Origin of the sequence: Sulfuriflexus sp. (assembly GCF_032250955.1) — a bacterium.
In the GTDB taxonomy this organism is placed as follows: Bacteria; Pseudomonadota; Gammaproteobacteria; order AKS1; family AKS1; genus Sulfuriflexus.
This window is the reverse complement of record NZ_JAVVES010000028.1, coordinates 1-25,033: the sequence shown is the minus strand read 5'-3', so window position 1 is coordinate 25,033 and position 25,033 is coordinate 1. Positions and strand designations below refer to the sequence as shown.

Below are 25,033 nucleotides of genomic sequence, written 5' to 3'. Positions count from 1 at the left end.
ACTTCAGTCTTGCGCGTAATAGCGGGTCAGGTATGCGTCCAGGCTGCAATCATCATCCGCTTCGAGTGCTTGCTGGCGTGCCAGCGACTCCTGCACACTCTTGTCCAGCAACGCCTTGCGGGCAGGGTCAATCGGCAACTCGCTGAAGTATGCATGGTGCGCCAGGGATTTGCGTTTCGCGAAGTGATAGAAGCCTTCGCCATTTTCACGCATCTCGGCCAACATTCTTGCCGAGGGCGTCAGCGCCGGATCGAGGATGGCGGCCCGCTGCTTTTCCAGGGCATGGCTATAAGGGGCATCTTCCACACCGCTATCCAGATATTCACAAACGGCCTGCATCTCGTCACAGACCTCAAGCCCCCAGTCACGCAGACTGATCGGGCCATCACGACGGACCAGCTGCAGGCCCGGCTCGCGACCACGATGGGCTACAAGCAGTTCATTTTGATCAATGACGACACGCTCTGCGGCATCAATCAGCGGGCTGTCCTGCAACAGGCAGTACAGCATCAAGGCCTCAAGGAAATATAACTGGGTATCATTAATCCCCAGCGGGTCAAAGGCATTTACATCGAGGGAGCGCAATTCGATATAGCGAACACCCCGGCGTTGCAGGGCGAGGATGGGCTTTTCATTTGCCTCGGTGATCTGCTTCGGTCGCACAGTACTGTAATATTCATTCTCGATCTGCAGGATATTCGCATTCAGTTGCCGATATTCGCCACCAACCTTGACTCCGATTTTTGCATATTCCGGGCACGGTGTATTGATCGCCTTGTTGAGGCTCTGTATATAACTCTGCAGGTCGTCATAGTTGGCCTTGATGCCGGTTTCATTTTCCTTATTGTTCTGATAACCGATATCTCCCATGCGCAGCGAGGTTGCGTAAGGCTGATAATAGGTATTCTCGTTAAACTCGGCCAGGGTGGTCGGCTTGCCGCCCAGAAACGATTTACACACTGCCGGCGAGGCGCCAAACAGGTAGGGAACCAGCCAGCCGAGTCGCTGCAGGTTTCGGAGCTGGGCAAAATAACTCTCTGATATAAACGCCTTCTGCTCCTGGCGGTCGTTCTGCAGGGCCTGGTACTGCGGCCAGAATTCATCTGCAAAGGAAAAATTATAGTGGACGCCGGCGATCACCTGCATCACCCGTCCGTAACGGTAACCGAGGCCGTGCCGATAGATGGTTTTCATCATGCCGGCATTGGAACTGCCATATTGCGCAATGGGGATACTCGTTTCGCCGGCAACCACGCAGGGCATGCTCGTTGCCCACAGGATTTCATCACCGAGCTTGCTGTAAACATACTGTTGTACGTCGCGGAGAAAAGCGAGCGCCTCGCGCATCTGTGCAAATGGCGGGGTAATGAGTTCGAGCAGCGCTTCGGAGTAGTCCGTGGTGATGTACGGATTAGTCAGCGCGGAACCGAACACCGCAGGGTGCGGGGTAGTTGCTATACCACCCTCACGATTAACACGCAGGGTCTCTTTCTCGAGACCGATGCGGCTTTGATTAAGGATTTTACTGTCAATCGATTCAACGAGCAGTGACAGGCGTTGTTGATAATGCGAAGCCAAAATATATTCATCCAGTCGAGCACAGCTTCCAGCTCTGCGCTAAATGTGTAAAGTAGACGGGATTCTATACTGACATGACGGGAGATTCATCCCCGATAGACTAGCCGAGCCGGGCATCGGCCGACAAAATGACAGTGTGCCCCTCGGCCTCTTCGGTTTCGACACGACGCCGCGCATTCCGCATCGCCTCCATGCGGTTTTCATAATTGGCGAAATACACCACCCGCCCGTTCAGCTTGTGGACCAGGGTAAAGCCGTAGCTTTCCTGGCGCACTTCGATATGATGGGTGTCGGCCGGTACGGAATCAGATTCTGGCTGAGTCATAAAGCACGGTTCTTGTTTTTACAGTTAGCTTATCGACCAGTTCCCGGAAACATTTAGTCCCGCAGGCCGATAAAACGACGTTTTTCTTCATTTGCTTATCTTCCCCGCCCCGCCCGCGAATCACCCCTGTCCTGGCGGCAGACACGAATTGTATCGTTCCCCGCACTGCTTTAAGGTGAACCTGACTGATTTCAGGCTTGCTTGGCTATGTACGCATTCACCAGACTCTTTCCGCTATGGGCATTATCATTATCCGCCCTCGCCTACTTCCTGCCAGCCCCCTTCCTGGCCATCAAAGCCGCGATTGTTCCCCTGCTGGCCGTGATCATGCTGAGCATGGGGCTGACACTGAGTATGAGTGACTTTCGGCTTGTCCTCAAACGCCCGGGGTTGATCGGCCTGGGCATGTTGCTGCAATACGGGGTTATGCCGTTTGCCGCCTACGGGATTGCCCGGCAACTGGAGCTTGGCACAGAGCTGCTGGTTGGTATGGTGCTGGTCGGGGCCAGCGCCGGGGGCACGGCATCGAACGTGATTTGTTACCTGGCCCGGGGCGATGTCGCCCTCTCGATTACCCTGACCACGATCTCCACCTTACTGGCCGTTATCCTCCTGCCTGGCTTGAGCTGGTTATATCTCGGCCAGGTCGTCACTGTTCCCGTCGCCGACATGTTGATCAGTATTATCAAGATAGTCATCTTGCCGGTCACCATCGGGGTGACTATCAATACCCTGTTGCCCCGGCTCGTGAGAAAGATTCAGCCTGTCTTCCCGGTGGTTGCCATTGCCGCTATCGTCCTGATCATCGCCATTGTTACTGCATTGAATAATGAGCGTCTGGGCAGCGTCGGCCCCTTACTGCTGCTGGCCGTTGTATTGCATAATCTCACCGGCTTGCTCTGTGGTTATGGCGTTGCCGGGCTGCTCGGGTTCGATGCACGTATTCGCCGCACCCTGGCGATCGAGGTTGGCATGCAAAACTCTGGACTGAGTGTTGCGCTGGCGATCAAGTATTTCTCTGCTACCGCGGCCCTGCCCGGTGCGCTGTTCAGCATCTGGCACAATATCTCCGGCTCATTGCTGGCCAGTTGGTGGTCGCGCAAACGCAGAAGGAAGTAAGCATCCCGGCTTGCCTAGTTTTGTTTCGTATCGATGTGCCAGTCATATGCGCAATCAAGGTGAATGCGCACCGCCACAATCGCGGTAATGCCGTCTTCCAGCATCGCGGCCAGGGGCGTGCGCTTTTGAAAGCGATCATTCACACGATTCATCCAGCTGCTGCCCGCAGAATAATTACAGGGATTGGAAGTCCGTAGCGCATCCTCGATACCCATAAGGTGATCAATATATTCCACTACACGAGGCTCGTCGGGCAAGAAAGAGGAACCCTGCCGCCAGCTCCGCACCTGACGACTGCGCGTATTATCGGCGACACCGAGCAATTTGATTTGATCTGAGTCGGACACCTTCCAGTCATCGAGCATGGCAATAATATTGCGCGTCAGGTGGATGCGTTGTTCTTCGCTCATGCCTTGAAAGGGGGAGGCTTTGCTGGTGTTATCACTCATCATTACGTACCGGATCATCTTGAACTAAAAAGCAGAAGGAAATTATAACATAGGCGGGCCTGCCCCCGCAGTTAGCCGCACACCCGGTAGGTGATTAAGGCAGACATTGCCGCCCGCCCTCGACTTGCCGTGGTGGCGAAATATTATTGATTTAACCGGGGTAGCGCACCCCGATGCCGCCCAGGCCGCAATAGCCATTCGGGATTTTCGCGAGGTATTGCTGGTGATAGTCTTCCGCATAATAAAATTCCGGTGCCATCATAATTTCCGTGGTGATCCCGGCACGGCCAGCCTCGGTCAAGGCTTTCTGAAAAATGTTCCGGCTCGCCTCGGCCTGCTGCAACTGTTCGTCGCTATAACAATAGATTCCGGAACGGTACTGTGTACCGGCATCATTGCCCTGACGCATACCCTGCGTCGGGTCATGTGCCTCCCAGAAGATCTCCAGTAACTTGTGGTAACTGACCCTGGCAGGGTCAAAGACCACACGCACCACCTCGTTATGCCCGGTCATGCCACTGCAGACTTCCTGGTAGACCGGGTTCGGCGTGTAACCGGCGGCATAACCTGCCGCCGTGCTGTACACCCCTTCGGTTTCCCAGAACTTGCGCTCGCCCCCCCAGAAACAACCCAGACCGAACATCGCTAGCTGCATGCCTTCAGGGAAAGGCGCTTCAAGGAGATGACCGTTCACAAAATGCTGCGCCGGCACCGGCATTTTCTCATCACGTCCCGGCAATGCCTCATCCGGTGAAGGCATTTGGCTTTTGTGACTGTTTATAAACATGAGTGAATCCTTGTGTTTCGCTCTCGCCTGACCCGTATATTCCAAAAGCTATAACCGCAAAGTTCGCCAGGTACATGAAGATTTCATCACTGCACGAAAGGTATTATTTATAAACCGATGCAACACAGTCACATCCCGCTTACGCTTAACCCACGCATGTATGAGTATTCTGGTCATGCTTCGCGCAACTTTACGCACTTCGCGGTAAAGACTTTTTTCAGCGCAAATTCATTAACCGTTAGTCAATGATCGACGCTTTTCGTTCCTTCACAACCGGGCCTTCAGAATCCCGGCAATCTCTTCATCGCTCAGTACGATCGGGTTGGTCTGCATACTGCTGCCACGCGCATGCTGCACCACCTGATCTATACCCGGCCCGTCGAGACCGTATTCGCCCAGACGCGGCAGTTGCATGTGTTGCGTCCACGCGGCCAGGGTATCGACGAGCAACTGCCAGGCATCGGCCGGATTCTGGAAACGGCGACCACAGATCATGCCTGCCAGTTCGGCATACCTGGCGAGGGCCGGGTTATCGGGTTCACGCTCGCGCATTGCAGTGATATTCACGCGCGTACATTCTGCCAGCAGCGTGCCGCAGACGACCCCGTGCGGCACCGGAAAAAACGCCCCCAGTGGCGAGGCCAGGCCGTGCACTGAGCCCAGGCCGGTCTGGGCAAGGTTAATCCCCGACACCAGGGCGGCCCACAACATCTGTTCACGATAACCGGCATTGGCCTGGGTATCATCGGCATGATTGTACCAGGGCAAGAGAGATTCGCTGGCCGCACGAATCGCATCAACAGCGAGGGCATCACAAAAGCGATTCGCCCGCGTGGAAACATACGACTCCATTAGCTGGGTCAGGGCGTCCATCCCGTTGGCGGCGATTAACGCCGGCGGGCAGCTTGCCAACAACGCCGGGTCGAGCACGGCGTATTCCGCGACCAGCGCATCATCCCGGAAGGATTTTTTGAAACCCTCCTGACCCTGGATGCCCAGGACAGCATTTTTGGTCGCTTCACTGCCGGTGCCGGCGGTGGTTGGCACGGCGATAAAGGGCACAGCGGGTCCTGGATAATTCAGTTCCGGGCCCACTCCTTCAAGAAAGTCCATGACGCTGTTTTCAATACGCAGCAGGCCGGCGATCGCCTTGGCGGCATCCAGCGGACTGCCACCACCGATACCGACAACAACGTCTATTTGTAACTGGCGTAGCCCGGTCACCTGCTCATCGACCCAATGCGGCGAGGGCTCGCCGCTGACACAGCAGGTCTCGCTGTGGATGCCCTTGTCGGTCAGTGCCTGTTGCAGCCATACCCAGTGCCCGGTTTGTTTGAAACGCCCACTCCCCAGGACCAGCAGCACATGTTTGCCATACTGTTCAATCAATTCAGGCAGGCATTGGAAACTGCCTGCAGCGAACTCGATGCGTGGCAACCGCGCGATAGAGAATTGCCTGTTCATGCATCGGCCTTCGGCAACAGGCCTTTGTATAGCTCACCCAGGCGTGGCGTGGCCATCCAGCCAGCGACTCTGTCTCGCCATTCGAGATAGTGTGCAGTCTGCTTATGTGCAGCGGCATCCTCAGCGGTAGAATAGGCTTCATAAAGAACGAAGCGTGCCGGGTCGTCAGCCGACTGCAGGACATCAAAGCGACGGTTACCCGGCTCTTCTATCGAGGCCTGATGATTCTTTTCCGTTGCCGTAATGAAGTCGTCGATGTGCGCCTTTTCGACGTGAATATAAACCAGTGTGACGTGCATAAAATTCCCCTGCTATGCCCTGCCGCTACGCGCAGGGCCTGTTCATCCACGGCTCGGGCGGATACACCGCCGTGGCTTTATATGTTTCCATCAGCGCCCCGGTCTAGCCGCCATCGTAGCCAAATGTCAATCCGGTTGCGGGGCCCACCATGCTTTTCCTTTCACTAAATCCCGGCCAGACCCTATCCTAAATGAAGCCGAACCCGATGACGAATAGCTGCCGCCAATTGAGGTTACCTTTTCACGTCTGTGGGCTTTCTATGTCGGATTATTTTTCATGGTAACCGGCAAATCCGGTTAATCCTTCTGGCCTTACCGCAGGAAATGCCTCGGGGCACTTCCTTAACTGATATTCACCTCCGCGGCGAAATCGCGTAAGCTTGGTAAAATTAAACAGGAGTAGGTGCCTTGTTTTCCTTCTGGAAGAAAAAGCCTCGCAAGCTTCGTAAAGATACTGTCATCCATGGCCTGATCCTGATGGATGGGCACCAGTACACATTCAGCAGCCTGGACATCTCCACCGAAGGCGCGCTCATTCATATCGAGACCGATGTTGTGCCTGAAGCGGGGATCCCGATCGAGCTGCGCATGGATGAATTCGAGATCAACGGTCATGGCGAGGTTCGCTGGGCCAGGCCTGCGCCTGACGGGGGCATTCAGGTCGGATTACAGTTCGGCCCCGACAGGGGGTTGGCCGGTGTTAGCCGCTTGCTTGCCAGGTCATAAGGCCGCGCAGGAGCACTGTAAAGGTCATTGGCCAGCCAGTGATTAACCCGTGCACACCAGGCACGTGCGCGCCTCGCTAACGCCCCTCATTTGCGACGCATCCAGACTAGCCCACTTTACCGGCGCATAGGATACAGCGCAGGGCAGCGGGGTCAATCTCCAGCCGCGCCTCGGCAATCTGCTGATCACAATCTATGCAGTAACCGTAATCCCCCGTCTCGATACGCTGCAAGGCCCCTGCAATCTGGCGTAATTCCATTTCACGGCGGCGCTGTGCCTCCTGTGACATGGCCTGCCCCTGCATGGCGTCCATGCGTGACAGGCGACCCATCCGGCTCTGATCCAGTTCTACCGTCGCTGAGGTCTCTGCGCCCAGTGAGGCATCTTCCTGCAAGGCCGCACGGCGTGCCAGCAGTATTGAACGGAAGTCTTCTATATCCATCAGGCTGTTGCCGTGTCTAGCGGCACTCAAGCTCCGGCCCAAGAACAAAATCAACTGTCTCAAAGCCGTGTTCCTCGAGCGCCTCGGCTACATCTTCCCAGTGACAATCGGCATTGTCTTCCTGCACGCCGGCGATCACCCCCGTGGCATGGCGGAAGGCCTCGTGTTCTTCCATGTCCTCCGGCATACGTAATACGCGCAGTTGCTCAAAATGTTTTGCCGGCAGTACCATTAAACGTTCACTCATAACTCACCCCTTTAGTATAATGGGTCAAAAGATACCGTGTTTTCCTGCCCACGGGAACCTGGGCCTTACCAACAGGCAAATGCGCACTATGGTCAGGACAGAACTAATAAGGAGAATCAGCCATGCCTTCGCGACAACGTACCAACCAGCTGTTTGTTGTACTGCTCTTATGTTTTGGCCTGTTCGCCAGTCAAGTCGGCCTGGCCGCCTCGAAGCAGGTCATCGATGTCGAGGTCGAAGAGGCCCTGCAACGCTTTTACAAAGAGGTCGGCGGGGCCAGAAAATTTGCCAATATGGCCGAAGGCATGCTGGTGTTTCCGAGCGTGATCAAGGCCGGTTTTGGTATCGGTGGTGAATACGGCGAGGGGGCATTACTGGTCAAGGGCAAGACCGTTGCCTACTACAGTACCGCGGCGGCCTCAATCGGCTTCCAGCTCGGCGCGCAGTCCAAGACCGTGATCCTGGTCTTCACTGAAAAATCGGCCCTGGACAAGTTCCGGCAGAGCGATGGCTGGGAGGCCGGTGTCGATGGCTCTGTAGCGCTCATTGAGCTCGGTGCCGGTGGCACGATCGACACCAGTAACATCCGGGACCCGATCGTCGCCTTTGTCTTCGGCAACAAGGGCCTCATGTATAACCTGACCCTGGAAGGATCCAAGTACACCAGGCTGAATAAATAATTCCCCGGCAGCCGTGATGACTGCCCGGGAAGTAAACCACATTTCCTGCTGGTCTCAGCTCAGCCAGGCTTCCAGGTAATACAGCCGCAGCCCCTCGGAAGAACGCGATGGACCGACGACACGGGCAGCAAAAACATTCTTCTCCGTATCCTCGGCCTCGCGCGCGGCCTGCTCGGAGGCCATGATCTGCACGCAGTTTTCCGGGAAGCGATCCCGGTGGCGGCGCGGCGCATAGATGACGGCAAAATGTTCCTCGACGAGGTCGGTATAGGGATCCAGCGGAATACGGCTCATCATTTCATTATAGAGAAAAACCCCCGGGAAAAACGACAAAATACTGGCATTTTTTTATTTTTTCCGGCCAAGCTGGTATCCTTCGTCATTCATATTTTCCCCAGTTAAGGATTTCCCATGCAAATTGCCGATCAAAAGGTTGTTACCCTGAATTATACCCTGCGCGATGATCAGGACACTGTCATCGACAGCTCACAAGACGGCAGCTTTGCCTACCTCCACGGCGCAAGCAATATCATTCCCGGTCTGGAGAAGGCCCTGACCGACAAGGTGGTGGATGATGAGCTGACGGTTACCGTCGAGCCGGCCGAAGGCTACGGTGAACGTAACCCTGAAATGAGCCAGGTTGTCTCTATTGAAATGTTTGATGACGCCAGTGACATCGAGGTTGGTCGCCAGTTTCACGCTGCCAGCCCGGACGGTGAGCCGGTGGTCGTTACGGTGACCGCCGTTGAAGACGGGAATGTCACGGTCGATGGTAACCATCCACTGGCGGGCGTCACCCTGAACTTCGAGGTCAAGGTAATCGATATCCGTGATGCCTCAGAAGAAGAGATCGCCCATGGTCATGTCCATGGTCCGGAAGGTCACCAGCACTAAAACCGATCTGCGTTCTACTTCATGTCGTTGAAGATAGATCGCAAGTCGTTTTCCCAACGCCTGAGTATGTCCGCAATATTCTTATTGCGGACAAAACTCGCATACTGTACCGGATTTGCCGTCACCAGCATCGTCTCTTGCCCTTCGGCAAAAATGGCGATCTTCAACGGCAGATAGGGGATCAGTTCCGGCTCGGCATACTTGATTGCGTTCAGCTCGCCCGACTTGCCAAAAAACACGATGCGGTACTTGTCAGTCGTATAACCTGATGTGGTCAGACCGATATCAACGCGCTGTACCCGGCTGACGGTATAACCATGTTCGGCAATCGCGCCCTGCAAGGCCAGCATCGCCTCCGGGAAGGTCTGCTTGGAACGGAACATCAGCAGGCCCTCGGCATAGACAGGCGTGGCCAGCCAGGAACAAACCATCAGGCCAATCAGTAACAAACGTTTCATAAAGTGGCCTCCTCAAGAATATTTTCATAAATCGCTGTCATTTCATCACAGGCCTTATCCAGTTCAGCATTGTTATACAGGGCGCTCATGTGCTGAGGGTTGATCGACATCACCTGGACCTTACCCTCGCGTTCGACCACCGTGACCCGGCATGGCAGGAAAATGCCGACTCGCGGGTCCAGCGCCAGTACGTTGTTGAGGAGCTCGAAATTACAGAAATAGATGACCATTTCCTTCTGCGACTCCTTGCCTTCCTTGACCATGCCCTTGTCCAGCTCCTGGACCCGGATGAGGCGATAATTCGCCGCCGCGGCTGCGGCCTTGACGTTTTCGATGGTGGTCTTCAGATCATAGGAAGACTCCCTCACCAGTACCGGCGATATGTCCTGTTTTTCAGGCGATGCTGACTTCCGGGTTTGTCCCTCAAAGGAGCGTACGTGGCTGACAATATCGTTTATATCGCTTTCGCTCAGACCCTGCTTGAGAAAAGACTGCATCGGCGTACCTTCACGCCCCTTCATCAACGTCTGTTTGATCATTTTGTCCGATGCCGCGGCAAGGAAGCCACGGTTGTTCAGCGCCGGCGCGATCACCGGCAGGTCACGTGGCCGCGAGAAGGTCACCCCGGTTCCCTTGCCCCCTTCGCCATTGGCGCCATGACAGGTTGCGCAGTATTTGGTATACAGGCGTGCGCCGTTTTTCGGCTCACCCTGTACCGAACCGAGGGTGAGTGGGGCGCCCTCGGCGCTGGAGAAACCCCGCACGTGTTTAACGATGGCATCAATCTGCGCATCACTCAGGTATTTGAACGGCGGCATCACCCGCCCTTCCCGGCCATATCGAATCGTCTTGATCAGGTATTCATTCGGCACGCTCTGCAGAAAGGCCGGTAGCGCCAACGGGATCCCCATGCCACCATGGCCATCGTAACCATGGCAACTGGCACAATGCTGATCATACAGCGCCTCGCCATTCGGTGCCGCCGAGGCCGTCATGGCCAGCAGCAAGCTGCCACCGAGCAGGAGTATCCGCGCCAGCTGCGTTTTCACATATCCACTCATTCCAGGCTTCCTTAAATTAATATAAGCATACTCTAATATACTTTGTGTAAAATACGTTGATCTGGATCAAGAACTTCACGCCGGCCCCTGCATCGCGATAAGATATCCGCGAGCAAACCTGTTTCTCATCGCCGGACACCATCATAATGCATCACCGATCAGCGAACATAAACCTTTTCTTATGCGTCCTTGCCATCGGACTTCTGGCCGTGGGCACACTCCAGGCCGCCCAGCCGGAACGGCGGGTATTTGAGAACGATTTCCTTAAACTCACGGTGAACCCGCGCACGGCACAGCAGATGGCAGCCTTTTATGAAGGCCGGGGCTTCCCTGCCGAGGCGATCTTGCTGACGCGCACGGCCTGCTTTTTTACGATTGGTATTCACAACAAGAGTCGTGACATCCTCTGGCTGGAGACAGCCAACTGGCGATTCCAGACCGCAAGCGGCCCGTTAAAACGGGTTACCCGGGAGGAGTGGCAACAACGCTGGCAACGGATCGGGCTGGCCCTGCCCCACCAGTCGACCTTCCGCTGGACCCTGCTCCCCGCCGAGCTGGACTTTCAAGCCGATGAACACGAGGGCGGTAATATCACCCTGTCCCGGACAGACAAACCCTTCAGCCTCCACGCGTCGTTCGCCACCGGCAGGGACAAGCAGGGGCCACGCATAGATGTGCGCATCGCGGATCTGCGTTGCGGAGAGGATCAATCATGAAGAAATTCCTGATCGGCATGCTCATGTTCGTCTGTAGCCAGACCCTCTCGGCGGCGGATATATCGCTGCCCAAGGGCGTAATCGCGATCACGCCGCGACTGGCCCCGCCACTACAACTGCAAAACATGGACGGTGAACAGTTCGACCTGCGCAGGGCCGGTGACCAGTGGGCCTTTGTGCATTTCTGGGCCAGCTGGTGCGGCCCCTGCCGGCGCGAAATGCCGACCATAGAGATACTTGTTAAGGCGTTTGCCGACAAGCCGCTGACCTTTGCGATTATCAATACCGCGGAGTCAGACGATACCGTGTTCAGCTTTCTCGCCAGTGTCGCCCCGGAAATCAACTCGCTCATGGATTACGACGGCCTCGTCACCGAGGCGTGGCAACCGCGCGGCCTGCCTTCCACCTACCTGGTCGATCCGCAGGGCATGATCCGTTACGTGGTCATCGGCGGGCAGGCCTGGCACAGCCGGGAATATCAGGACTTTCTTCGCCAACTTGTGGGCGAGCCGGGCTAGTCACTAACAGCGCGGCAGACTGTAACGCGTTGGCCGCTGCAAACGTTGCGTTTCTACGTAACGTATCAATAGCGCTTTATCCTTTCTCATCAACCGCCAGGGCCGCCGGTGCGCCGGCCTGCAGGTGCTTTTTCAGGGTCTTTTCGATCACCCGCGCGGCGGCGACAAAACCAAAGGTGCCGGTAACCATGGTCGCCGAACCGTAGGCAAAATTGCAGTCCATCGAAATGCCATGAATACCCGGTTTCGCAAAGCCGATACTGCCATCCGCCTTCGGGTAGCGCTGCTGCTCGGTTGAATACACGCACTCAATACCGAAATAACGCTTCATGTTCCGGGTAAAGCCGTAACTGCTGCGCAACTGTGCGCGCACCTTGGCCGCCAGCGGGTCATTATGGGTCTTGTTCAGATCACGAATGGCGATCTGCGTGGGATCGGTCAGGCCGCCGGCACCACCCGTGGTAATAATCGGGATGCGGTTACGCTTGCAATGATAGATCATGGCTGACTTGAACTTGATACTGTCTATCGCATCGATGACATAGTCATAATCCGTGCTCATGTATTCAAACAGGTTATCCGCCGTCAGGAAGTCATCGATTATCCTGCAATCACAATGGGGGTTAATATCCCGCACTCGTTCCGCCAGTGCCTGGTGCTTCTTGGTTTCAAGGCTTCTGGTGCCGGCATGAATTTGCCGGTTAATATTACTCTCGGCAATCGTATCGTAATCAATCAGGGTCAGGCTGCCGACGCCGGAGCGGGCCAGCGCTTCCACCGCCCACGAACCAACCCCGCCGAGGCCGACAACGCAGACATGCATGCCGTGGATAACCTCCGTTGCTGACCGGCCGTAAAGGCGACCTATACCGGAAAACCGGTTGTGATAAGTTTCGCTTGTCATTTCACATTACGCCAAAGAAAAAATAGTCCGGGCATTCATCGTCGTCTGTTCCGCCAGCCGTCGGGCGCTTTCACTGCGCACAGCCGCGAGTGCCTGCAGGATCTCGACCAGATAGAGCGGGCTGTTACGCTGCCCCCGGTGACTGGCAACCACCATGTCCGGGGCGTCGGTCTCCAGCACAATACTGTCGAGGGGCAGTTGCCTGGCCAGTGCCTGTATCCTGCTGGCGTTCGCATAGGTAAGGGTACCGCCAAAGCCGAGCTTGAAACCCAGATCGATATATTTTTTTGCCTGCTGCAGACTGCCATTGAAGGCATGCGCCGTGCCACCCCTGACACCTGCGCGTTGCAGAAAGCCCAGGACCTGGTCATGCGCCTTGCGGACATGCACGATGACGGGCAGGTCGGCCTGCCGGGCAAGTTGCAGTTGTGCCTCAAACAGCGCGGATTGTTTTTCCCTGTCCGGGTTGTCGATGAAAAAATCCAGTCCGATCTCACCAACGGCAACCACCTGCTCGCGGTGACGGGCGAGCAGCCCTTCCAGTTCCACAAGGTCATCGTCCTGATGCTCTGCGGTAAAGACCGGGTGCAGGCCGAGTGCCGGGTGCAGCCCCTTCTCTTGCGCACAGAGTCCCAATACATTTGCCCAGTTGGAACGTGTCACGGCAGGAATAATGATTTGCGCGATGCCCTGTTGCCTACAGGCACTTAGCACGCCGGCGCGATCCTCGTCAAAGGCCGAAAAATCGAGATGACAATGGGTATCGACAAGCTGCATAAGAAAGTAACGAGTCCGGATTATACCATGTCGGTGACGACAACAAAGAGGTAGACAGTGCAGGCAATCAGGCTGAGACCACCCCAGTGAACCAACCAGCGCTGCCGTCCAAAACGCCCCATGACGATAAAAAGTATACCGATCAAAAACGTGACAAATACGGTGGCATCGGCCAGGTGATCGTCTATCGGTGGCCCGAGTTTGGTGACATCCTCCACTTCACGGTAGCGCATGTAACAGCCTCCTAGGCGCGCCCGACATTGATATCATGAGGCGAGTGGAAATACTGGCTTTCCTCGGCATATTCCTGCACCAGTTGCTGAAGTTCCCGTAGCCGGTTTTCGGCTGTACTGACCGACGCACAGTCCTCGCACAGCGGGTCGCCACAGGGTTGGTGGGCATACAGCCAGTATTGAATCGCGCCGGCCAGCAAGCCATCCGAGATATCCCACGGGTGCGCCTCTTTATCCGCCTCGGCCATGCTGTTGCCGAACTCGACCGTGTGCTGGAAGGCTTGCTCGAAGATCTCGTCATTTGCATCCGCATCAGACATGTCCATATCCTCGCTAATATTCAGACGACCAATAGTAGCAGACTTGAATACTTCATACGGCAGGCTCATCGCGCCCGGCCTTTTCCCATACTCTATCCATCTCTTTCTGGCTGAGGCTGCCTGGCCTCTCACCCTTGTCAGCGAGTAGCCGTTCCATCTGCCGGAAACGCCGTTCAAACCTGTCATTGGCCTGCCGCAGACATGCCTCTGGCTCGAGCTGCAAGTGCCGGGCAAGCTTCACCATACTGAACAAAAGGTCACCGAACTCTTCTGCCGCCACGGCACTGTCTTTACCGGCCTGCGCCGCTTCCAGTTCTGCAAACTCTTCGCCGTACGTGGCCAGCACGCCCGGCGTCGCCGGCCAGTCAAACCCGAGCCGCGCGGCCCGCTTCTGCAGTTTCACTGCCCGCGTCAGTGCCGGCAGGGCCCGTGCTACGCCGTCCAGCGCACCCGTCGTCCGGTTAGCGGCCCGCTCCTTTTCCTTTTCGGCTTCCCAGGCGTGGTGCAGCGCTTCTTCGCTCGCGTATTCCGCGCCGGCAAATACATGTGGATGACGGCGCAACATCTTGGCGCAGATGCCGTCAACAATGTCGGTGAAATCGAACTCGCCCTGCTCGTGGGCCATTTGTGCGTAGAACACCACCTGGAACAACAGGTCGCCGAGCTCGCCACGAAGCTCTCGCATGTCGTTACGCGCAATCGCGTCACTGACTTCGTAGGCCTCCTCCAGGGTATAGGGCGCAATGCTGGCAAAGCTTTGTTTCCGGTCCCAGGGGCAACCCGTTTCCGGGTCACGTAATGCTGCCATGATCGACAGCAGGTCATCCATTGTGTGTTTCATGTTGTCCACCCGTTCAAGGAGAGAGAGCCAGCATAGACAATCTGCAATCCGGGCACAAAAAAAACGGGGCGCGGCTTTCGCCTGCGCCCCGCCGGGTCGGTTTCGGAAACTCTCCGGCGTATTAGCCGATGCGTTCCTTGATTGCGGCCACCACGGCGTCACTGGATGTCGCATTGACGCTCATGAGCAGGCCTTCACCTTCGTAATAGCCGATCAGTGGTGCGGTCTTTTCATTGTAGGTTTCCAGACGGTGAGAAATTGCTTCCACCGTTTCATCTTCACGTTGAATGGTCGGGCTGCCGCACTTGTCACAGACGCCTTCGACCTTGGTCGGACTGCTCTTGGTGTTGTAAATGGCCTGGCAGTCAGAGTTGGAACAGGTGCGCCGTGTAGTCAAGCGATCAAGAATAACATCACGTGGCACATCAAGGCTCACCGCCATGTCCAGTTTCACACCGATACGGGCCAGCAATTCCTTCAGGGCTTCAGCCTGCGGGATGGTGCGCGGAAAGCCGTCAAGCAAGAAACCATTGGCACAATCGGGCTCCTGCAGGCGGTCTTCCATAATGCCCATGATCAGTTCATCGGGCACGAGGTCGCCACGGTTCATGAAATCCTGGGCCTGCTTGCCCAGCTCGCTGCCGGCCTTTACCGCGCCGCGGAGAATGTCGCCGGTAGAAATCTGGACTGAGCCATCCAGCTCGGTCAGCATCTTGGCCACGGTACCCTTACCGGCGCCTGGCGCCCCCAATAAAATCAGCTTCATGGTTCATTCCTTATATTTGATATGAGTTAATGTCTCCGCAGCGAGTCGCCCCGCAGCCGGATGAAACAGGTAGCGGCATTGTGCCTACTGGCAAGGCGACAGACAACGCATTTACCCCAGAAAATCTTGATACCCCCAAGAATATAACTAAATCCCCACCGGCAAGCCTGTAAGCCATTGATTAAAAATAAACCCGGCATAAGTACAAGATAGCCACGCGGCCGGGCACGGTGAGAGATCATTTACCGGGAGGGCATTCGGTCCCTGGCTGAAAACACGTCTGGCGGCCTGTTATGCTGGTAAACAAGACTCCGCACCCGCAAGCCGCCGCTTAAGGCCCATCAAGTTGGCTTATCGATCATATGTATGTCGCGCTGCGGGAAGGGAATTGTAATGCCCTTTTCCTTGAAGCCTTTCCATACCGCCATATTAATATCTGACCTGACGCTACCGACGCCCTGTTCCGGGTCATCCAGCCATAATCTGAGTTCGAGGTCGATACCATTATCGCCGAATGACAGCAGGCGCGCCTGCGGCGGCGGCTCAACCAGCACACGTTTGTTGGCCTGGCAGGCATCCAGCATTACCTGCATGGCCTCTTCCGGGTCATCCGCGTAACTGATTTGTACCGGCACCTTGACGCGCACATGCTTGTCGGTATAACTCCAGTTCGTCACCACCGAGGTGATGAGATTTTCATTCGGTATCAGGGATTCCACGCCATCGCGGTCCCGGACCACGATATAACGTGCGTGCAATGCCACGACCCAGCCGAAACGCTCACCAACGGTTATCACATCGCCCGGTTTTATCGACCGATCGAATAACAGGATAAAGCCGCTGATAAAGTTGCTCGCAATGCGCTGCAGGCCGAAACCAAGCCCCACACCCAGTGCCCCGCCGAATATTGTCAGCGTGGTTAAATCTATCCCGACCGTATTCAGGGCGATCAGGGTGGCAATGGTATACAGCACGACCTTGCTGATTTTACTCAGGCCTACCTTCATGCTGCTGCTCAGGTAGACTGACCGCGCGGCACGTTGCTCGATATAACGTGATACCCAGCCGGCCACTACCATTAAGACGGCAATGGTGAAAATGAGTTTCAGAATGGACAGCATTGAGATGCGCGTCTTGCCCAGATTAATCGAGGCGGCATCCAGGGCGGCAAGCAGGTCGGGTAACCAGCCCAGCAGGTGCAGGGCCACGCCTCCCCAGACGAGCGATCCGATCACCCCTTCCCATGCCCGCAAGGCGGCACTCGGCCCAAATGCCCGGCGCAGGATATAGACAAGCAGGCGAATCAGCGCCAGGGAAAGGAGCAAGGGTGCCAGCACATCCAGCAGGTGGGTCTGTATCTCGAAACGGGACAGGATGCCACGGCCGCCGAGCACCACGAGGAAGGCAATGAGCGGCAAGGCCGCGCGACCGATGCCGCGCATGGCCAGCCTGTGCAGCCCCTCGCGTTTTCCTCGCCGTTTGTCGATTTGCACCTGCCAGCCACGATGCGCCAGCCAGCCGGCCAAGGCGGCCAGGAACACCACACCAAGCTGCCAGCCAATGTCAGCGGCTAGCGCGACAAGGAGCCAGTCCCTGACGAGTGCGACGATGCCTTCAAAACCCGGCATGGGTCAGCGCTTTAAAAAATAGCATGGCTTGAGGAACCACTGGTTTCTATTACTCCCGTTAGCCTGACTTTGCAGGCATTATTTTTCTGGTCCAATCATATCCTTTCCCCCGGCTTGCGGCGAGAGGTCTTGTCTTCGGGAAGGTTACGGGCACAAAAAAGGGGAGCCACATTCAGTCGCTCCCCTTTCCGGTTTTGACTTCAAAAAACAACCTGGTCTTAGCTACAACCTTTCGGGCGCGGCAGGCCGGCGACCTTGTTCGCACACTTGATAAGCCCGGTCGGGAACAGGGAATATATGTACTTCTGGCTGCTGCGATCATCACCAAACTTCTTCTTCATTATTTTGGAGAAGAGCCGCGGCTCAGCCACAACGCCGTTTTCTAAAAAGTATTCGCGAGCTGTATTGATGATATCCCAGTGCTCATCTGTCAGCTCTGCGATCTTTTCGTTTTTGGCGATCTCGTGGGCCAGGTCCTCGCTCCATTCATCGAGATTCAGGAGCCAACCGGCTTCACTGAGTTCGATTATCTTGCCATCTACTTCTGCTTGCATTGCTCGCCGCTCCTTAAAAAATTAGGCTATTTCAAATAATAGTTGAGTTATTTTATCGGATATAGAGTCGAATATCTATATAAGAATTTACTTATAGTTTTTTAAGCCGCCCCAGGACGCGCCCCGGCTATCACGCTAACATTATTTATTTATTATTCAATATGTTATCTTAGATCTCGCGTTGGCGAGACCCTTAAAGACTAGGTTTCCAGGCAGATTCAAACCCGGCCTGTCCCCGCAATGCCAGCAGGGTTTTATCCCTTGTCAGCTGCAATGCCTCCCCGGTATAGGCCCGTGCCGGACAGGCTCCCCATACCGGGGCAGGCCATGCCGGGTCTTCAAGATAGCGGGCAATATGATGAACGTGTAATTGCGGCACAACGTTACCCAATGCCGCGATGTTTACCTTGTCGGCCTGGAAGTGCTCAACCAGCAGTCTTGCCATGACCGAGGACTCTCGCATCAGTTGCCGTTGTGCCGCTTCGTCAAGCTGGTAAATCTCTGTAATACCGTGCCGATCCGGAACGAGAATAAACCAGGGATAATTCGCGTCCTTCATCAACAGTAATTTGCACAGCTCGAACTCTCCTAACAGCAGGCAGTCATTTTGTAATTGCGGATGCAGTTCAGCCAACGTGAAGGACTCCCGGCGAGCTTAAAATAAAAAAAAGCAATCAGCCTAACACCACGAGGGCGTTAATCTGACTGCCTTTTTGAATTCCCTTGCCAGCATCCCTGTGGCAAGGGAAGGTTCAGCTGTCTTAGGCGATTTTGACCTGAGTCGCCTGCAGGCCTTTCGGACCCTGCTCGACTTCAAAGGTCACGGCCTGACCTTCGGCCAGACTGCGGAAACCGTCGCTCTGAATTGCTGAGAAATGTACAAACACGTCTGCACTGCCATCATCTGGTGAAATGAAGCCAAAACCCTTGGAATCGTTAAACCACTTAACTGTACCTGTAGCCATTTTTAAAACCTTTAATAATCAATAATATAGTGTTTCGTTACTAATCATCCAAGGTGAATTACAGGAGAAAACAAGCGCTGCTTCTGAAAAGACCGAGATAATAAGTAAACAATACATAGTGTAACCGTATATTTACCTAAAATACCAATAAAATATTAATGCCCGCGGTTATCTCTCTCAGTAAAAAAACATATTTATAGCCCCCCGCGCTTCACGACATTGTCAGACAAATCCACTACCATAGCGCCCCCCTGCATATCACCATGGATTAGCCGTGCAAGATTTCATCATCGGGCAACGCTGGATTAGCGAAGCCGAAATACAACTGGGCCTGGGCAGCATTATCGAGGTCGATCAGCGCACCGTCAGCCTGGCGTTTATTGCTGCCGGAGAAACCCGTACCTATGCCCGCTTAACGGCACCGCTCAGTCGGGTGGCGTTCGCCACTGGTGATATTGTCCGCAGCCAGCATGGCTGGAGCATCCACATCGAAAGCGTGGCGGAAACCAATGGCCTGCTCGATTACACCGGTCGGCGCGAGGATAGCGGCGAGCCGGTCGTACTGCCGGAAGGACAACTCGACCCCTCGCTGCAGTTAAACCGCCCCGCCGAACGTTTATTTGCCAGCCAGATTGACAAGAACAAATGGTTTGAGCTGCGCTACCAGACTCTGCAACACCTGAACCGGCTCGCTCACACTGAACTGCGCGGCCTGACCGGTGGCCGCACCAGCCTGATTCCGCACCAGCTTTACATCGCCCATGAGGTCGCGAATCGTTACGCACCACGTGTGTTGCTGGCAGATGAGGTAGGCCTGGGTAAAACCATCGAGGCTGGGCTCATCCTCCACCAGCAATTACTCACCGAGCGTGCCCGGCGTGTGCTTATCATCGTTCCGGACAGCCTGGTCCACCAGTGGCTGCTGGAAATGGTGCGGCGTTTCAACCTGCACTTCAGCGTCTTTGATGAGGAACGTTGTGCCGCCCTGGCCGACGAGAATGAAACCCGCAACCCGTTCCACAGTGAACAGCTGGTGCTGTGCAGCCTCGATTTTCTGAGCAATCATCCGAACCGCTTCAAGGAGGCCTACCTCGGCAACTGGGATCTGCTCGTGGTCGACGAGGCGCACCACCTCGAATGGTCGCCGGACGGTGCCAGCCTGGAGTATGAATTGATCGAACTGCTGGCCGCCGAGATCAACGGCGTATTGCTGCTCACGGCCACCCCGGAACAACTCGGCAAGACCGGTCACTTTGCGCGCCTGCGGCTGCTGGACCCGGATCGCTTCCCGGACTACGACAGTTTTATTGAAGAAGAGCAGGGTTATGAGCCGGTCGCCCGCGCCGTGGAACAACTGCTCAACGAGCAACCGCTGGATGAGCAGGCCCGGCAAACCCTCGCGGCGACGCTTGATGAAGGTGATAACCAGAGACTCCTCGACGACCTGGTAGGGCCAGACAGCAGCGCCGGGCAGCGCAGCACCGCCCGGCAACAACTTGTTGAGCACCTGCTCGATCGGCATGGCACCGGCCGCGTGCTGTTTCGCAATACGCGGGCTGCCGTCAAGGGCTTTCCGGCGCGGCAACTGCACGCTTACGCCCTGCCCATGCCCGAGGTCTACACACAGGCGCTGGCGGGGCTGGCCGACGACTGTGACCCGCGGCTGTTGTTATGCCCGGAACTGGCTTATCAACTGGCCAATGAAGACAGCGAGGCTGCGTGGACCACGCTCGACCCGCGCGTGGAGTGGCTCAGTGCCCAACTGAAAACCCTGCGCCCCGCCAAGGTACTGGTGATCACGGCCAATCCCCACTCGGCCATGGATATTGCCGAGGCCCTGCGCACACGCGCTGGCATCCATGCCGCGGTCTTCCAGGAATACCTGAGCCTGATTGAACGCGACCGGGCTGCCGCCTACTTTGCGGATCAGGAATTTGGCAGCCAGGTGCTGGTCTGTTCCGAGATCGGCAGTGAGGGTCGCAACTTCCAGTTTGCGCACCACATGATCCTCTTCGACCTGCCCCTGAACCCGGACCTGCTTGAACAACGCATCGGGCGACTGGATCGTATCGGCCAGACGCAGAGCATTCGCATCCACGTGCCGTACCTGGAAGAGACGGCACAGCAGCTGCTGCTGAACTGGTATCACGAAGGTCTGTCGGCCTTCGAGCATACCTGCCCGGCCGGGCATAATGTCTTCGCCCGGGTCAAGAACCAGTTACTGCAGGCACTGCACACACCACAAGCCGATCACACGGCGCTCATAGAGCACAGCAAGCAATTGCATGATGAGCTGAACGAGGCCATGCAACGCGGCCGTGATCGCCTGCTCGAATACAACTCCTGCCGGCCACATGTGGCCGAACAATTATGTGAACAGGCAAGGCGTTACGATCAGCGGGCCGACCTCATGCCTTACCTGGAGCAGGTCTTCAATGCCTACGATGTCGAGAGTGAAGTTCATGGCGAAAAGAGCTTTGTCCTGCACCCCGGCGATCATATGCAAACCGGCAACTTTCCCGCCCTGCGCGAAGAAGGCATGACCGTCACCTACGACCGGGCTACCGCACTGGCCAATGAGGACATGCAGTTTTTGACCTGGGAGCACCCGCTGCTGAGCGGGGCCATGGACATGGTCCTCGGCAGTGAACAGGGCAATACGGCCATGGCCTCGCTCAAGATCAAGGGCCTGAAGCCCGGCAGCCTGTTACTAGAATGCCTGTTCAGCCTCGAATCAACGGCGAATACCGCCCTGCAGGTCAGCCGTTACCTGCCGCCGACGACGATCCGCGTGGTCCTCGACCAACAGGCCCGCGACCTGCACACGGCATTGCCGCATGCGACGATCAACAAGGTTCGCGAGGGCGTCAATAATGAGACCGCCTCGACCATCGTGCGCGCTTATAAAGCAGAGCTGAAGACCATGCTTGCGGCCTGTGAAAAACAGGCCGCCCGGCAGGCCCCGGCTATCCTCGCCGAGGCGCATCAGGGAACCCGTGACACCCTGCAGACCGAGATCGACCGTCTCAAGGCCCTGGCCCAGGTCAATCCGAATGTGCGCGCTGACGAAATCGAGTTTTTCAGCCGGCAGTTACAGGCGCTCACCGACGTCCTTGATGCCGCCAGCCTGCGCCTCGAGGCCTTGCGCGTGCTCATCAGTACCTGACTGTTGGAAAAAACGGCTGCCTGGCCACCGTCTTTTACCGCATCGCCAGGCTGGAGCTGACAAGCGTCATCCAGGGGCTGCAGGCGCTTTACTGCCAGAGCGAAACAGCCTAGCTGTCGATGCCCTTGCTTTGCAGGTATTCTTCGTAGCTACCCTGGAAGTCAACCACACCCTCGTTCTCCATATCGATGATCCGCGTGGCCAGTGAGGATACAAACTCACGGTCATGACTGACGAAAATCAGTGTGCCCGGGTATTTTTCCAGCGCCATATTCAGCGACTCGATGGACTCCATATCAAGGTGGTTGGTCGGTTCGTCCATGATCAACACATTGGTCTTCAACTGCATGAGCTTGCCAAACAGCATCCGTCCCTGTTCACCACCGGAGATCACCTTTACCGACTTGTTCACGTCGTCCCTGGAGAACAGCAGCTTGCCCAGGGTGCCACGAATAACCTGTTCGTCCTCACCCTTTTGCTGCCACTGGCTCATCCAGTCAAAAACGGTCATGTCCTGTTCAAAGTCACTGGCATGGTCCTGGGCAAAATAGCCGAGGCTGGCATTTTCTGACCATTTGACTCTGCCGGCATCTGCTTCCAGCTCACCAACCAGCGTCTTCAGCAAGGTCGTCTTACCGATACCGTTCGGGCCAATGACGGCAATACGCTCACCGGCCTCCACCATCATGTTCAGATCCTTAAACAATGGCGCTTCGCCATCGTAGCCCTTGCTCAGACCTTCAAGCTCCACGGCCAGACGATGCAGTTTCTTTTCCTGGTCAAAGTGGATATACGGGTTCACCCGGCTGGATGGCTTCACGTCTTCCAGCTGGATCTTTTCAATCTGCTTGGCACGTGAAGTCGCCTGGCGGGCCTTGGAGGCGTTTGCCGAGAAGCGCGCAACGAACTGCTGCAAATCCGCAATCTGTGCCTTCTTCTTGGCGTTATCCGACAGCAGACGCTCACGGGCCTGGGTCGAGGCCAGCATGTACTGGTCATAGTTTCCGGGGAAAACACGCAGTTCACCGTAATCGAGATCCGCCATATGCGTACAGACACTATTCAGGAAGTGACGGTCATGCGAGATGATAATCATGGTGCTGTTACGCTCATTGAGCACGCCCTCCAGCCAGCGAATCGTATTGATGTCGAGGTTATTGGTCGGCTCATCAAGCAGCATGATATCCGGATCAGCGAACAGGGCCTGGGCCAGCAGCACGCGCAGTTTCCAGCCCGGTGCAACCTCACTCATCGGCCCGGTGTGCTGTTCAAGCGGCAGATCCAGACCGAGCAGCAGTTCACCGGCGCGGGCCTCGGCGGTGTAGCCGTCCAGCTCGGCAAACTCGACTTCGAGCTCGGCGACCTTCATGCCGTCATCTTCGCTCATCTCCGGCAGGGAGTAGATACGGTCACGCTCTTTTTTGACTTCCCACAGCTCGGCATGCCCCATGATCACGGTATCCAGTACCGAGTATTCCTCATAGGCAAACTGGTCCTGGCGCAGCTTGCCGACGCGCTCGTTGGCGTCTACCGAGACATTGCCACCGGTCGGCTCAAGTTCACCGCCGAGGATCTTCATGAAGGTGGACTTGCCGCAACCGTTAGCGCCGATCAGGCCGTAACGATTACCTTCACCGAATTTGACCGAGATGTTTTCGAAGAGCGGCTTGGCGCCGAACTGCATGGTAATATTTGCTGTAGAAATCAAAACACTGTTCCAAAAATGAGGTTAATCTTAAAGATATCCGGCGCATTATCGCATAATTCACCGCCCCACCGCGACAGGCAGGTCAGCGCCGCCGGTGAGTATAAAGAAAAGGGCCCCGTACAAATGAACGGGGCCCTTTCGGGTAGTACTAAAGCGGGGTGTAACCTAGGCGGCTGTCACCTGGGTTGCCTGCAGGCCTTTCGGGCCATTTTCCACTTCAAAGTTCACGGCCTGACCTTCTGCCAGGGAACGGAAACCATCGCTGGCGATTGCGGAAAAATGTACAAATACATCTTCGCTGCCATCAGCCGGTGCAATAAAACCGAAACCCTTCGAGTCGTTAAACCATTTGACTGTACCAGTAGCCATATCAATTACCTCATATCAAAAAAAAACAATGTTGCGTTACAAATCATGCGAGGTAATTTACAGGAGATACTGAAAGGAAACTTCTGAAAAAACCGGGATAAAATGTAGCTGTCCCGGACAGTGTAACCGGAACATTGCCGGAAAACACCACCGTAATGATACATATTGGGGCAGACAAGCCTATTTCAAGCCCCGACGGGATGAAAAAGCCCTGTCGAACAGGGTATGCGACCTGTTACCCCGTCCTTATTTCCCCTTCCGCATGACATTCAGCGGGGCAAACGTGAGGCCGCCGACTACGGAGACGGCTCGTATGAAGCGGGTTACTGGCCGTTATAGTCACCGATCTTGCCACGTAGCGTCTTGGTTTTGCCGCGTTGCTCCTTCTGCTTGAGACGCTTTTGTTCCGCGCCCCGGCTGGGCCTTGTCGGTTTACGTACCTTCTGCGTCACCGCCACACTTTTAACAAGTTCACGTAAGCGCTCAAGGGCGTCTTCCCGGTTCTTCTCCTGGCTGCGGAAACGCTGGGCCTTGATGATAATAACGCCGTCGCGACTGATACGCCGGTCTTTGAGTTTTGCGAGCCGCTGCTTGTAAAATTCGGGTAACGAGGAGGCCTGGATATCAAAGCGCAGGTGTATCGCGGTGGCGACCTTGTTGACATTCTGGCCCCCTGCACCTTGCGCGCGCACCGCGCTTATCTCGATGTCGCTCGCGGGGATTTCTACGTTATTGGAGATTTTCAGCATTGATTATCGCTTGGGGGTTGGGTTCTACCATCATTAACACTATCTTATTTCTTGAAAGCATACCTTGACAAGGAGTCGAGGGATCACGCAAAAACCCCTGTTTCTTGCCCTGTTTATTCAGCACATCAAAAACAAATTTCCACCGACTGGTTTAAGGAAACCTTAAGATTAATTTGTTCTTATACATAAATATTCACTGCTGTCCCGTTAATACCCTCTCCCTTCGGGAGAGGGTTAGGGTGAGGGGATTTAGATTCGATAACACCTTGTTTTATTTACCCCCTCATCCT

General features: G+C 55.7%; 31 protein-coding genes. 7 read left to right on the top strand and 24 right to left on the bottom strand.

Features of this window, described 5'->3' with window-relative positions:
* Positions 1-3: 3 nt before the first annotated feature.
* The gene (gshA, locus tag RQ738_RS07000) at positions 4-1,578 is read right to left on the bottom strand and encodes a glutamate--cysteine ligase (protein ID WP_314163306.1); all 1,575 of its coding nucleotides are present in this window, start codon (positions 1,576-1,578) and stop codon (positions 4-6) included.
* 100 nt (positions 1,579-1,678) lie between these two features.
* A complete protein-coding gene (locus RQ738_RS06995; protein WP_314163301.1) occupies positions 1,679-1,903 on the bottom strand; it encodes a hypothetical protein in 225 nt (74 codons plus the stop codon).
* Between the two features lie 207 nt (positions 1,904-2,110).
* On the opposite strand from RQ738_RS06995, the gene RQ738_RS06990 reads away from it, so the two are divergent.
* Positions 2,111-3,022 (top strand): bile acid:sodium symporter family protein, encoded by a 912-nt coding sequence (locus RQ738_RS06990; RefSeq protein WP_314163299.1) that lies wholly within the window; start codon positions 2,111-2,113, stop codon positions 3,020-3,022.
* 14 nt (positions 3,023-3,036) lie between these two features.
* Here RQ738_RS06990 and RQ738_RS06985 read toward each other — a convergent pair whose 3' ends face one another.
* From RQ738_RS06985 to RQ738_RS06970, 4 genes are all read right to left on the bottom strand, one after another.
* On the bottom strand, positions 3,037-3,471 hold the full coding sequence (locus RQ738_RS06985; protein WP_314163297.1) for a hypothetical protein: 435 nt from the start codon (positions 3,469-3,471) through the stop codon (positions 3,037-3,039).
* 151 nt (positions 3,472-3,622) lie between these two features.
* Complete coding sequence (gene msrA / locus RQ738_RS06980; RefSeq protein WP_314163295.1) at positions 3,623-4,258, bottom strand: peptide-methionine (S)-S-oxide reductase MsrA; 636 nt, start codon at positions 4,256-4,258, stop codon at positions 3,623-3,625.
* 267 nt (positions 4,259-4,525) lie between these two features.
* Positions 4,526-5,722, bottom strand: coding sequence for an iron-containing alcohol dehydrogenase (locus RQ738_RS06975; RefSeq protein ID WP_314163294.1), 1,197 nt, complete (start codon positions 5,720-5,722; stop codon positions 4,526-4,528).
* Positions 5,719-6,021 (bottom strand): antibiotic biosynthesis monooxygenase, encoded by a 303-nt coding sequence (locus RQ738_RS06970; protein ID WP_314163290.1) that lies wholly within the window; start codon positions 6,019-6,021, stop codon positions 5,719-5,721. Before RQ738_RS06970 ends, RQ738_RS06975 begins: the two co-directional genes overlap by 4 nt.
* 408 nt (positions 6,022-6,429) lie before the next feature.
* Here RQ738_RS06970 and RQ738_RS06965 point away from each other — a divergent pair, with 408 nt between their 5' ends.
* Positions 6,430-6,747: a PilZ domain-containing protein gene (locus RQ738_RS06965; RefSeq protein ID WP_314163284.1), complete on the top strand. Its 318-nt coding sequence runs from the start codon at positions 6,430-6,432 to the stop codon at positions 6,745-6,747.
* A gap of 106 nt (positions 6,748-6,853) precedes the next feature.
* On the opposite strand, the gene RQ738_RS06960 is transcribed toward RQ738_RS06965, so the two are convergent.
* Both RQ738_RS06960 and RQ738_RS06955 read right to left on the bottom strand, forming a co-directional pair.
* Positions 6,854-7,189 carry a TraR/DksA family transcriptional regulator gene (locus tag RQ738_RS06960; protein WP_314163277.1) on the bottom strand — a complete coding sequence of 112 codons (336 nt, stop codon included), beginning with the start codon at positions 7,187-7,189 and terminating at the stop codon, positions 6,854-6,856.
* 16 nt (positions 7,190-7,205) lie between these two features.
* Positions 7,206-7,436 carry a hypothetical protein gene (locus RQ738_RS06955; protein WP_314163271.1) on the bottom strand — a complete coding sequence of 77 codons (231 nt, stop codon included), beginning with the start codon at positions 7,434-7,436 and terminating at the stop codon, positions 7,206-7,208.
* A 122-nt stretch (positions 7,437-7,558) separates the two neighbouring features.
* Between RQ738_RS06955 and RQ738_RS06950 the strand changes: the two genes are divergently transcribed.
* The gene (locus RQ738_RS06950; RefSeq protein WP_314163269.1) at positions 7,559-8,116 is read left to right on the top strand and encodes a YSC84-related protein; all 558 of its coding nucleotides are present in this window, start codon (positions 7,559-7,561) and stop codon (positions 8,114-8,116) included.
* 54 nt (positions 8,117-8,170) lie between these two features.
* Here RQ738_RS06950 and RQ738_RS06945 read toward each other — a convergent pair whose 3' ends face one another.
* Complete coding sequence (locus RQ738_RS06945) at positions 8,171-8,413, bottom strand: hypothetical protein (RefSeq protein ID WP_314163267.1); 243 nt, start codon at positions 8,411-8,413, stop codon at positions 8,171-8,173.
* Positions 8,414-8,527: 114 nt separating this feature from the next.
* Here RQ738_RS06945 and RQ738_RS06940 point away from each other — a divergent pair, with 114 nt between their 5' ends.
* Positions 8,528-9,010 (top strand): peptidylprolyl isomerase, encoded by a 483-nt coding sequence (locus tag RQ738_RS06940; protein ID WP_314163266.1) that lies wholly within the window; start codon positions 8,528-8,530, stop codon positions 9,008-9,010.
* Positions 9,011-9,024: 14 nt separating this feature from the next.
* Here the strand turns inward: RQ738_RS06940 and RQ738_RS06935 are convergent, their stop codons facing one another.
* Positions 9,025-9,468 carry a DUF302 domain-containing protein gene (locus RQ738_RS06935; protein ID WP_314163264.1) on the bottom strand — a complete coding sequence of 148 codons (444 nt, stop codon included), beginning with the start codon at positions 9,466-9,468 and terminating at the stop codon, positions 9,025-9,027.
* The gene (locus RQ738_RS06930; RefSeq protein ID WP_314163263.1) at positions 9,465-10,529 is read right to left on the bottom strand and encodes a c-type cytochrome; all 1,065 of its coding nucleotides are present in this window, start codon (positions 10,527-10,529) and stop codon (positions 9,465-9,467) included. Before RQ738_RS06930 ends, RQ738_RS06935 begins: the two co-directional genes overlap by 4 nt.
* A 209-nt stretch (positions 10,530-10,738) precedes the next feature.
* Here RQ738_RS06930 and RQ738_RS06925 point away from each other — a divergent pair, with 209 nt between their 5' ends.
* Positions 10,739-11,245: a hypothetical protein gene (locus RQ738_RS06925; RefSeq protein ID WP_314163262.1), complete on the top strand. Its 507-nt coding sequence runs from the start codon at positions 10,739-10,741 to the stop codon at positions 11,243-11,245.
* A complete protein-coding gene (locus RQ738_RS06920) occupies positions 11,242-11,763 on the top strand; it encodes a TlpA disulfide reductase family protein (RefSeq protein WP_314163258.1) in 522 nt (173 codons plus the stop codon). Before RQ738_RS06925 ends, RQ738_RS06920 begins: the two co-directional genes overlap by 4 nt.
* Positions 11,764-11,839: 76 nt before the next feature.
* Here the strand turns inward: RQ738_RS06920 and tcdA are convergent, their stop codons facing one another.
* The 10 genes from tcdA to RQ738_RS06870 all read right to left on the bottom strand — a co-directional run bounded on the left by tcdA (position 11,840) and on the right by RQ738_RS06870 (position 18,751).
* On the bottom strand, positions 11,840-12,667 hold the full coding sequence (gene tcdA / locus RQ738_RS06915; protein ID WP_314163255.1) for a tRNA cyclic N6-threonylcarbamoyladenosine(37) synthase TcdA: 828 nt from the start codon (positions 12,665-12,667) through the stop codon (positions 11,840-11,842).
* A 6-nt stretch (positions 12,668-12,673) separates the two neighbouring features.
* Complete coding sequence (locus tag RQ738_RS06910; protein ID WP_314163250.1) at positions 12,674-13,444, bottom strand: TatD family hydrolase; 771 nt, start codon at positions 13,442-13,444, stop codon at positions 12,674-12,676.
* A 20-nt stretch (positions 13,445-13,464) separates the two neighbouring features.
* Positions 13,465-13,677 (bottom strand): hypothetical protein, encoded by a 213-nt coding sequence (locus RQ738_RS06905; protein WP_314163247.1) that lies wholly within the window; start codon positions 13,675-13,677, stop codon positions 13,465-13,467.
* 11 nt (positions 13,678-13,688) lie between these two features.
* Positions 13,689-14,066, bottom strand: coding sequence for a hypothetical protein (locus RQ738_RS06900; protein ID WP_314163244.1), 378 nt, complete (start codon positions 14,064-14,066; stop codon positions 13,689-13,691).
* On the bottom strand, positions 14,050-14,838 hold the full coding sequence (gene mazG / locus RQ738_RS06895) for a nucleoside triphosphate pyrophosphohydrolase (protein ID WP_314163241.1): 789 nt from the start codon (positions 14,836-14,838) through the stop codon (positions 14,050-14,052). Before mazG ends, RQ738_RS06900 begins: the two co-directional genes overlap by 17 nt.
* 121 nt (positions 14,839-14,959) lie before the next feature.
* Positions 14,960-15,604 carry an adenylate kinase gene (locus tag RQ738_RS06890; protein ID WP_314163240.1) on the bottom strand — a complete coding sequence of 215 codons (645 nt, stop codon included), beginning with the start codon at positions 15,602-15,604 and terminating at the stop codon, positions 14,960-14,962.
* A 341-nt stretch (positions 15,605-15,945) separates the two neighbouring features.
* On the bottom strand, positions 15,946-17,232 hold the full coding sequence (locus tag RQ738_RS06885) for a mechanosensitive ion channel family protein (protein ID WP_314163239.1): 1,287 nt from the start codon (positions 17,230-17,232) through the stop codon (positions 15,946-15,948).
* Between the two features lie 218 nt (positions 17,233-17,450).
* The gene (locus RQ738_RS06880) at positions 17,451-17,786 is read right to left on the bottom strand and encodes a TusE/DsrC/DsvC family sulfur relay protein (protein WP_314163237.1); all 336 of its coding nucleotides are present in this window, start codon (positions 17,784-17,786) and stop codon (positions 17,451-17,453) included.
* 193 nt (positions 17,787-17,979) lie between these two features.
* Positions 17,980-18,420, bottom strand: coding sequence for an HIT domain-containing protein (locus tag RQ738_RS06875; RefSeq protein ID WP_314163236.1), 441 nt, complete (start codon positions 18,418-18,420; stop codon positions 17,980-17,982).
* 127 nt (positions 18,421-18,547) lie between these two features.
* Positions 18,548-18,751 carry a cold-shock protein gene (locus tag RQ738_RS06870; RefSeq protein ID WP_314163233.1) on the bottom strand — a complete coding sequence of 68 codons (204 nt, stop codon included), beginning with the start codon at positions 18,749-18,751 and terminating at the stop codon, positions 18,548-18,550.
* Between the two features lie 274 nt (positions 18,752-19,025).
* Here RQ738_RS06870 and rapA point away from each other — a divergent pair, with 274 nt between their 5' ends.
* Positions 19,026-21,917, top strand: a complete 2,892-nt coding sequence (rapA, locus tag RQ738_RS06865) for an RNA polymerase-associated protein RapA (protein ID WP_314163231.1) — start codon at positions 19,026-19,028, stop codon at positions 21,915-21,917.
* 109 nt (positions 21,918-22,026) lie between these two features.
* Here rapA and RQ738_RS06860 read toward each other — a convergent pair whose 3' ends face one another.
* The 3 genes from RQ738_RS06860 to arfB all read right to left on the bottom strand — a co-directional run bounded on the left by RQ738_RS06860 (position 22,027) and on the right by arfB (position 24,743).
* Positions 22,027-23,625: an ABC-F family ATPase gene (locus RQ738_RS06860; RefSeq protein WP_314163229.1), complete on the bottom strand. Its 1,599-nt coding sequence runs from the start codon at positions 23,623-23,625 to the stop codon at positions 22,027-22,029.
* A 165-nt stretch (positions 23,626-23,790) separates the two neighbouring features.
* On the bottom strand, positions 23,791-23,994 hold the full coding sequence (locus tag RQ738_RS06855; RefSeq protein WP_314163225.1) for a cold-shock protein: 204 nt from the start codon (positions 23,992-23,994) through the stop codon (positions 23,791-23,793).
* A gap of 323 nt (positions 23,995-24,317) precedes the next feature.
* Entirely contained in the window at positions 24,318-24,743 is a 426-nt protein-coding gene (gene arfB / locus RQ738_RS06850) for an alternative ribosome rescue aminoacyl-tRNA hydrolase ArfB (RefSeq protein ID WP_314163219.1), read from the bottom strand.
* Positions 24,744-25,033: the final 290 nt, after the last annotated feature.

Bases quoted from the DNA above. Each gene is read 5' to 3' on its own strand.
- RQ738_RS06940 (WP_314163266.1), top strand. From the start codon at position 8,528: ATGCAAATTGCCGATCAAAAGGTTGTTACCCTGAATTATACCCTGCGC.
- RQ738_RS06880 (WP_314163237.1), bottom strand. From the start codon at position 17,786: ATGCAAGCAGAAGTAGATGGCAAGATAATCGAACTCAGTGAAGCCGGT.
- RQ738_RS06970 (WP_314163290.1), bottom strand. From the start codon at position 6,021: ATGCACGTCACACTGGTTTATATTCACGTCGAAAAGGCGCACATCGAC.
- tcdA (WP_314163255.1), bottom strand. From the start codon at position 12,667: ATGACAAGCGAAACTTATCACAACCGGTTTTCCGGTATAGGTCGCCTT.
- RQ738_RS06985 (WP_314163297.1), bottom strand. From the start codon at position 3,471: ATGAGTGATAACACCAGCAAAGCCTCCCCCTTTCAAGGCATGAGCGAA.
- RQ738_RS06960 (WP_314163277.1), bottom strand. From the start codon at position 7,189: ATGGATATAGAAGACTTCCGTTCAATACTGCTGGCACGCCGTGCGGCC.
- RQ738_RS06890 (WP_314163240.1), bottom strand. From the start codon at position 15,604: ATGAAGCTGATTTTATTGGGGGCGCCAGGCGCCGGTAAGGGTACCGTG.
- RQ738_RS06870 (WP_314163233.1), bottom strand. From the start codon at position 18,751: ATGGCTACAGGTACAGTTAAGTGGTTTAACGATTCCAAGGGTTTTGGC.
- msrA (WP_314163295.1), bottom strand. From the start codon at position 4,258: ATGTTTATAAACAGTCACAAAAGCCAAATGCCTTCACCGGATGAGGCA.
- RQ738_RS06990 (WP_314163299.1), top strand. From the start codon at position 2,111: ATGTACGCATTCACCAGACTCTTTCCGCTATGGGCATTATCATTATCC.
- RQ738_RS06995 (WP_314163301.1), bottom strand. From the start codon at position 1,903: ATGACTCAGCCAGAATCTGATTCCGTACCGGCCGACACCCATCATATC.
- RQ738_RS06910 (WP_314163250.1), bottom strand. From the start codon at position 13,444: ATGCAGCTTGTCGATACCCATTGTCATCTCGATTTTTCGGCCTTTGAC.
- RQ738_RS06945 (WP_314163267.1), bottom strand. From the start codon at position 8,413: ATGATGAGCCGTATTCCGCTGGATCCCTATACCGACCTCGTCGAGGAA.
- RQ738_RS06885 (WP_314163239.1), bottom strand. From the start codon at position 17,232: ATGCCGGGTTTTGAAGGCATCGTCGCACTCGTCAGGGACTGGCTCCTT.
- RQ738_RS06905 (WP_314163247.1), bottom strand. From the start codon at position 13,677: ATGCGCTACCGTGAAGTGGAGGATGTCACCAAACTCGGGCCACCGATA.
- RQ738_RS06920 (WP_314163258.1), top strand. From the start codon at position 11,242: ATGAAGAAATTCCTGATCGGCATGCTCATGTTCGTCTGTAGCCAGACC.
- mazG (WP_314163241.1), bottom strand. From the start codon at position 14,838: ATGAAACACACAATGGATGACCTGCTGTCGATCATGGCAGCATTACGT.
- arfB (WP_314163219.1), bottom strand. From the start codon at position 24,743: ATGCTGAAAATCTCCAATAACGTAGAAATCCCCGCGAGCGACATCGAG.
- RQ738_RS06935 (WP_314163264.1), bottom strand. From the start codon at position 9,468: ATGAAACGTTTGTTACTGATTGGCCTGATGGTTTGTTCCTGGCTGGCC.
- RQ738_RS06955 (WP_314163271.1), bottom strand. From the start codon at position 7,436: ATGAGTGAACGTTTAATGGTACTGCCGGCAAAACATTTTGAGCAACTG.
- RQ738_RS06930 (WP_314163263.1), bottom strand. From the start codon at position 10,529: ATGAGTGGATATGTGAAAACGCAGCTGGCGCGGATACTCCTGCTCGGT.
- RQ738_RS06950 (WP_314163269.1), top strand. From the start codon at position 7,559: ATGCCTTCGCGACAACGTACCAACCAGCTGTTTGTTGTACTGCTCTTA.
- RQ738_RS06975 (WP_314163294.1), bottom strand. From the start codon at position 5,722: ATGAACAGGCAATTCTCTATCGCGCGGTTGCCACGCATCGAGTTCGCT.
- RQ738_RS06855 (WP_314163225.1), bottom strand. From the start codon at position 23,994: ATGGCTACTGGTACAGTCAAATGGTTTAACGACTCGAAGGGTTTCGGT.
- RQ738_RS06900 (WP_314163244.1), bottom strand. From the start codon at position 14,066: ATGAGCCTGCCGTATGAAGTATTCAAGTCTGCTACTATTGGTCGTCTG.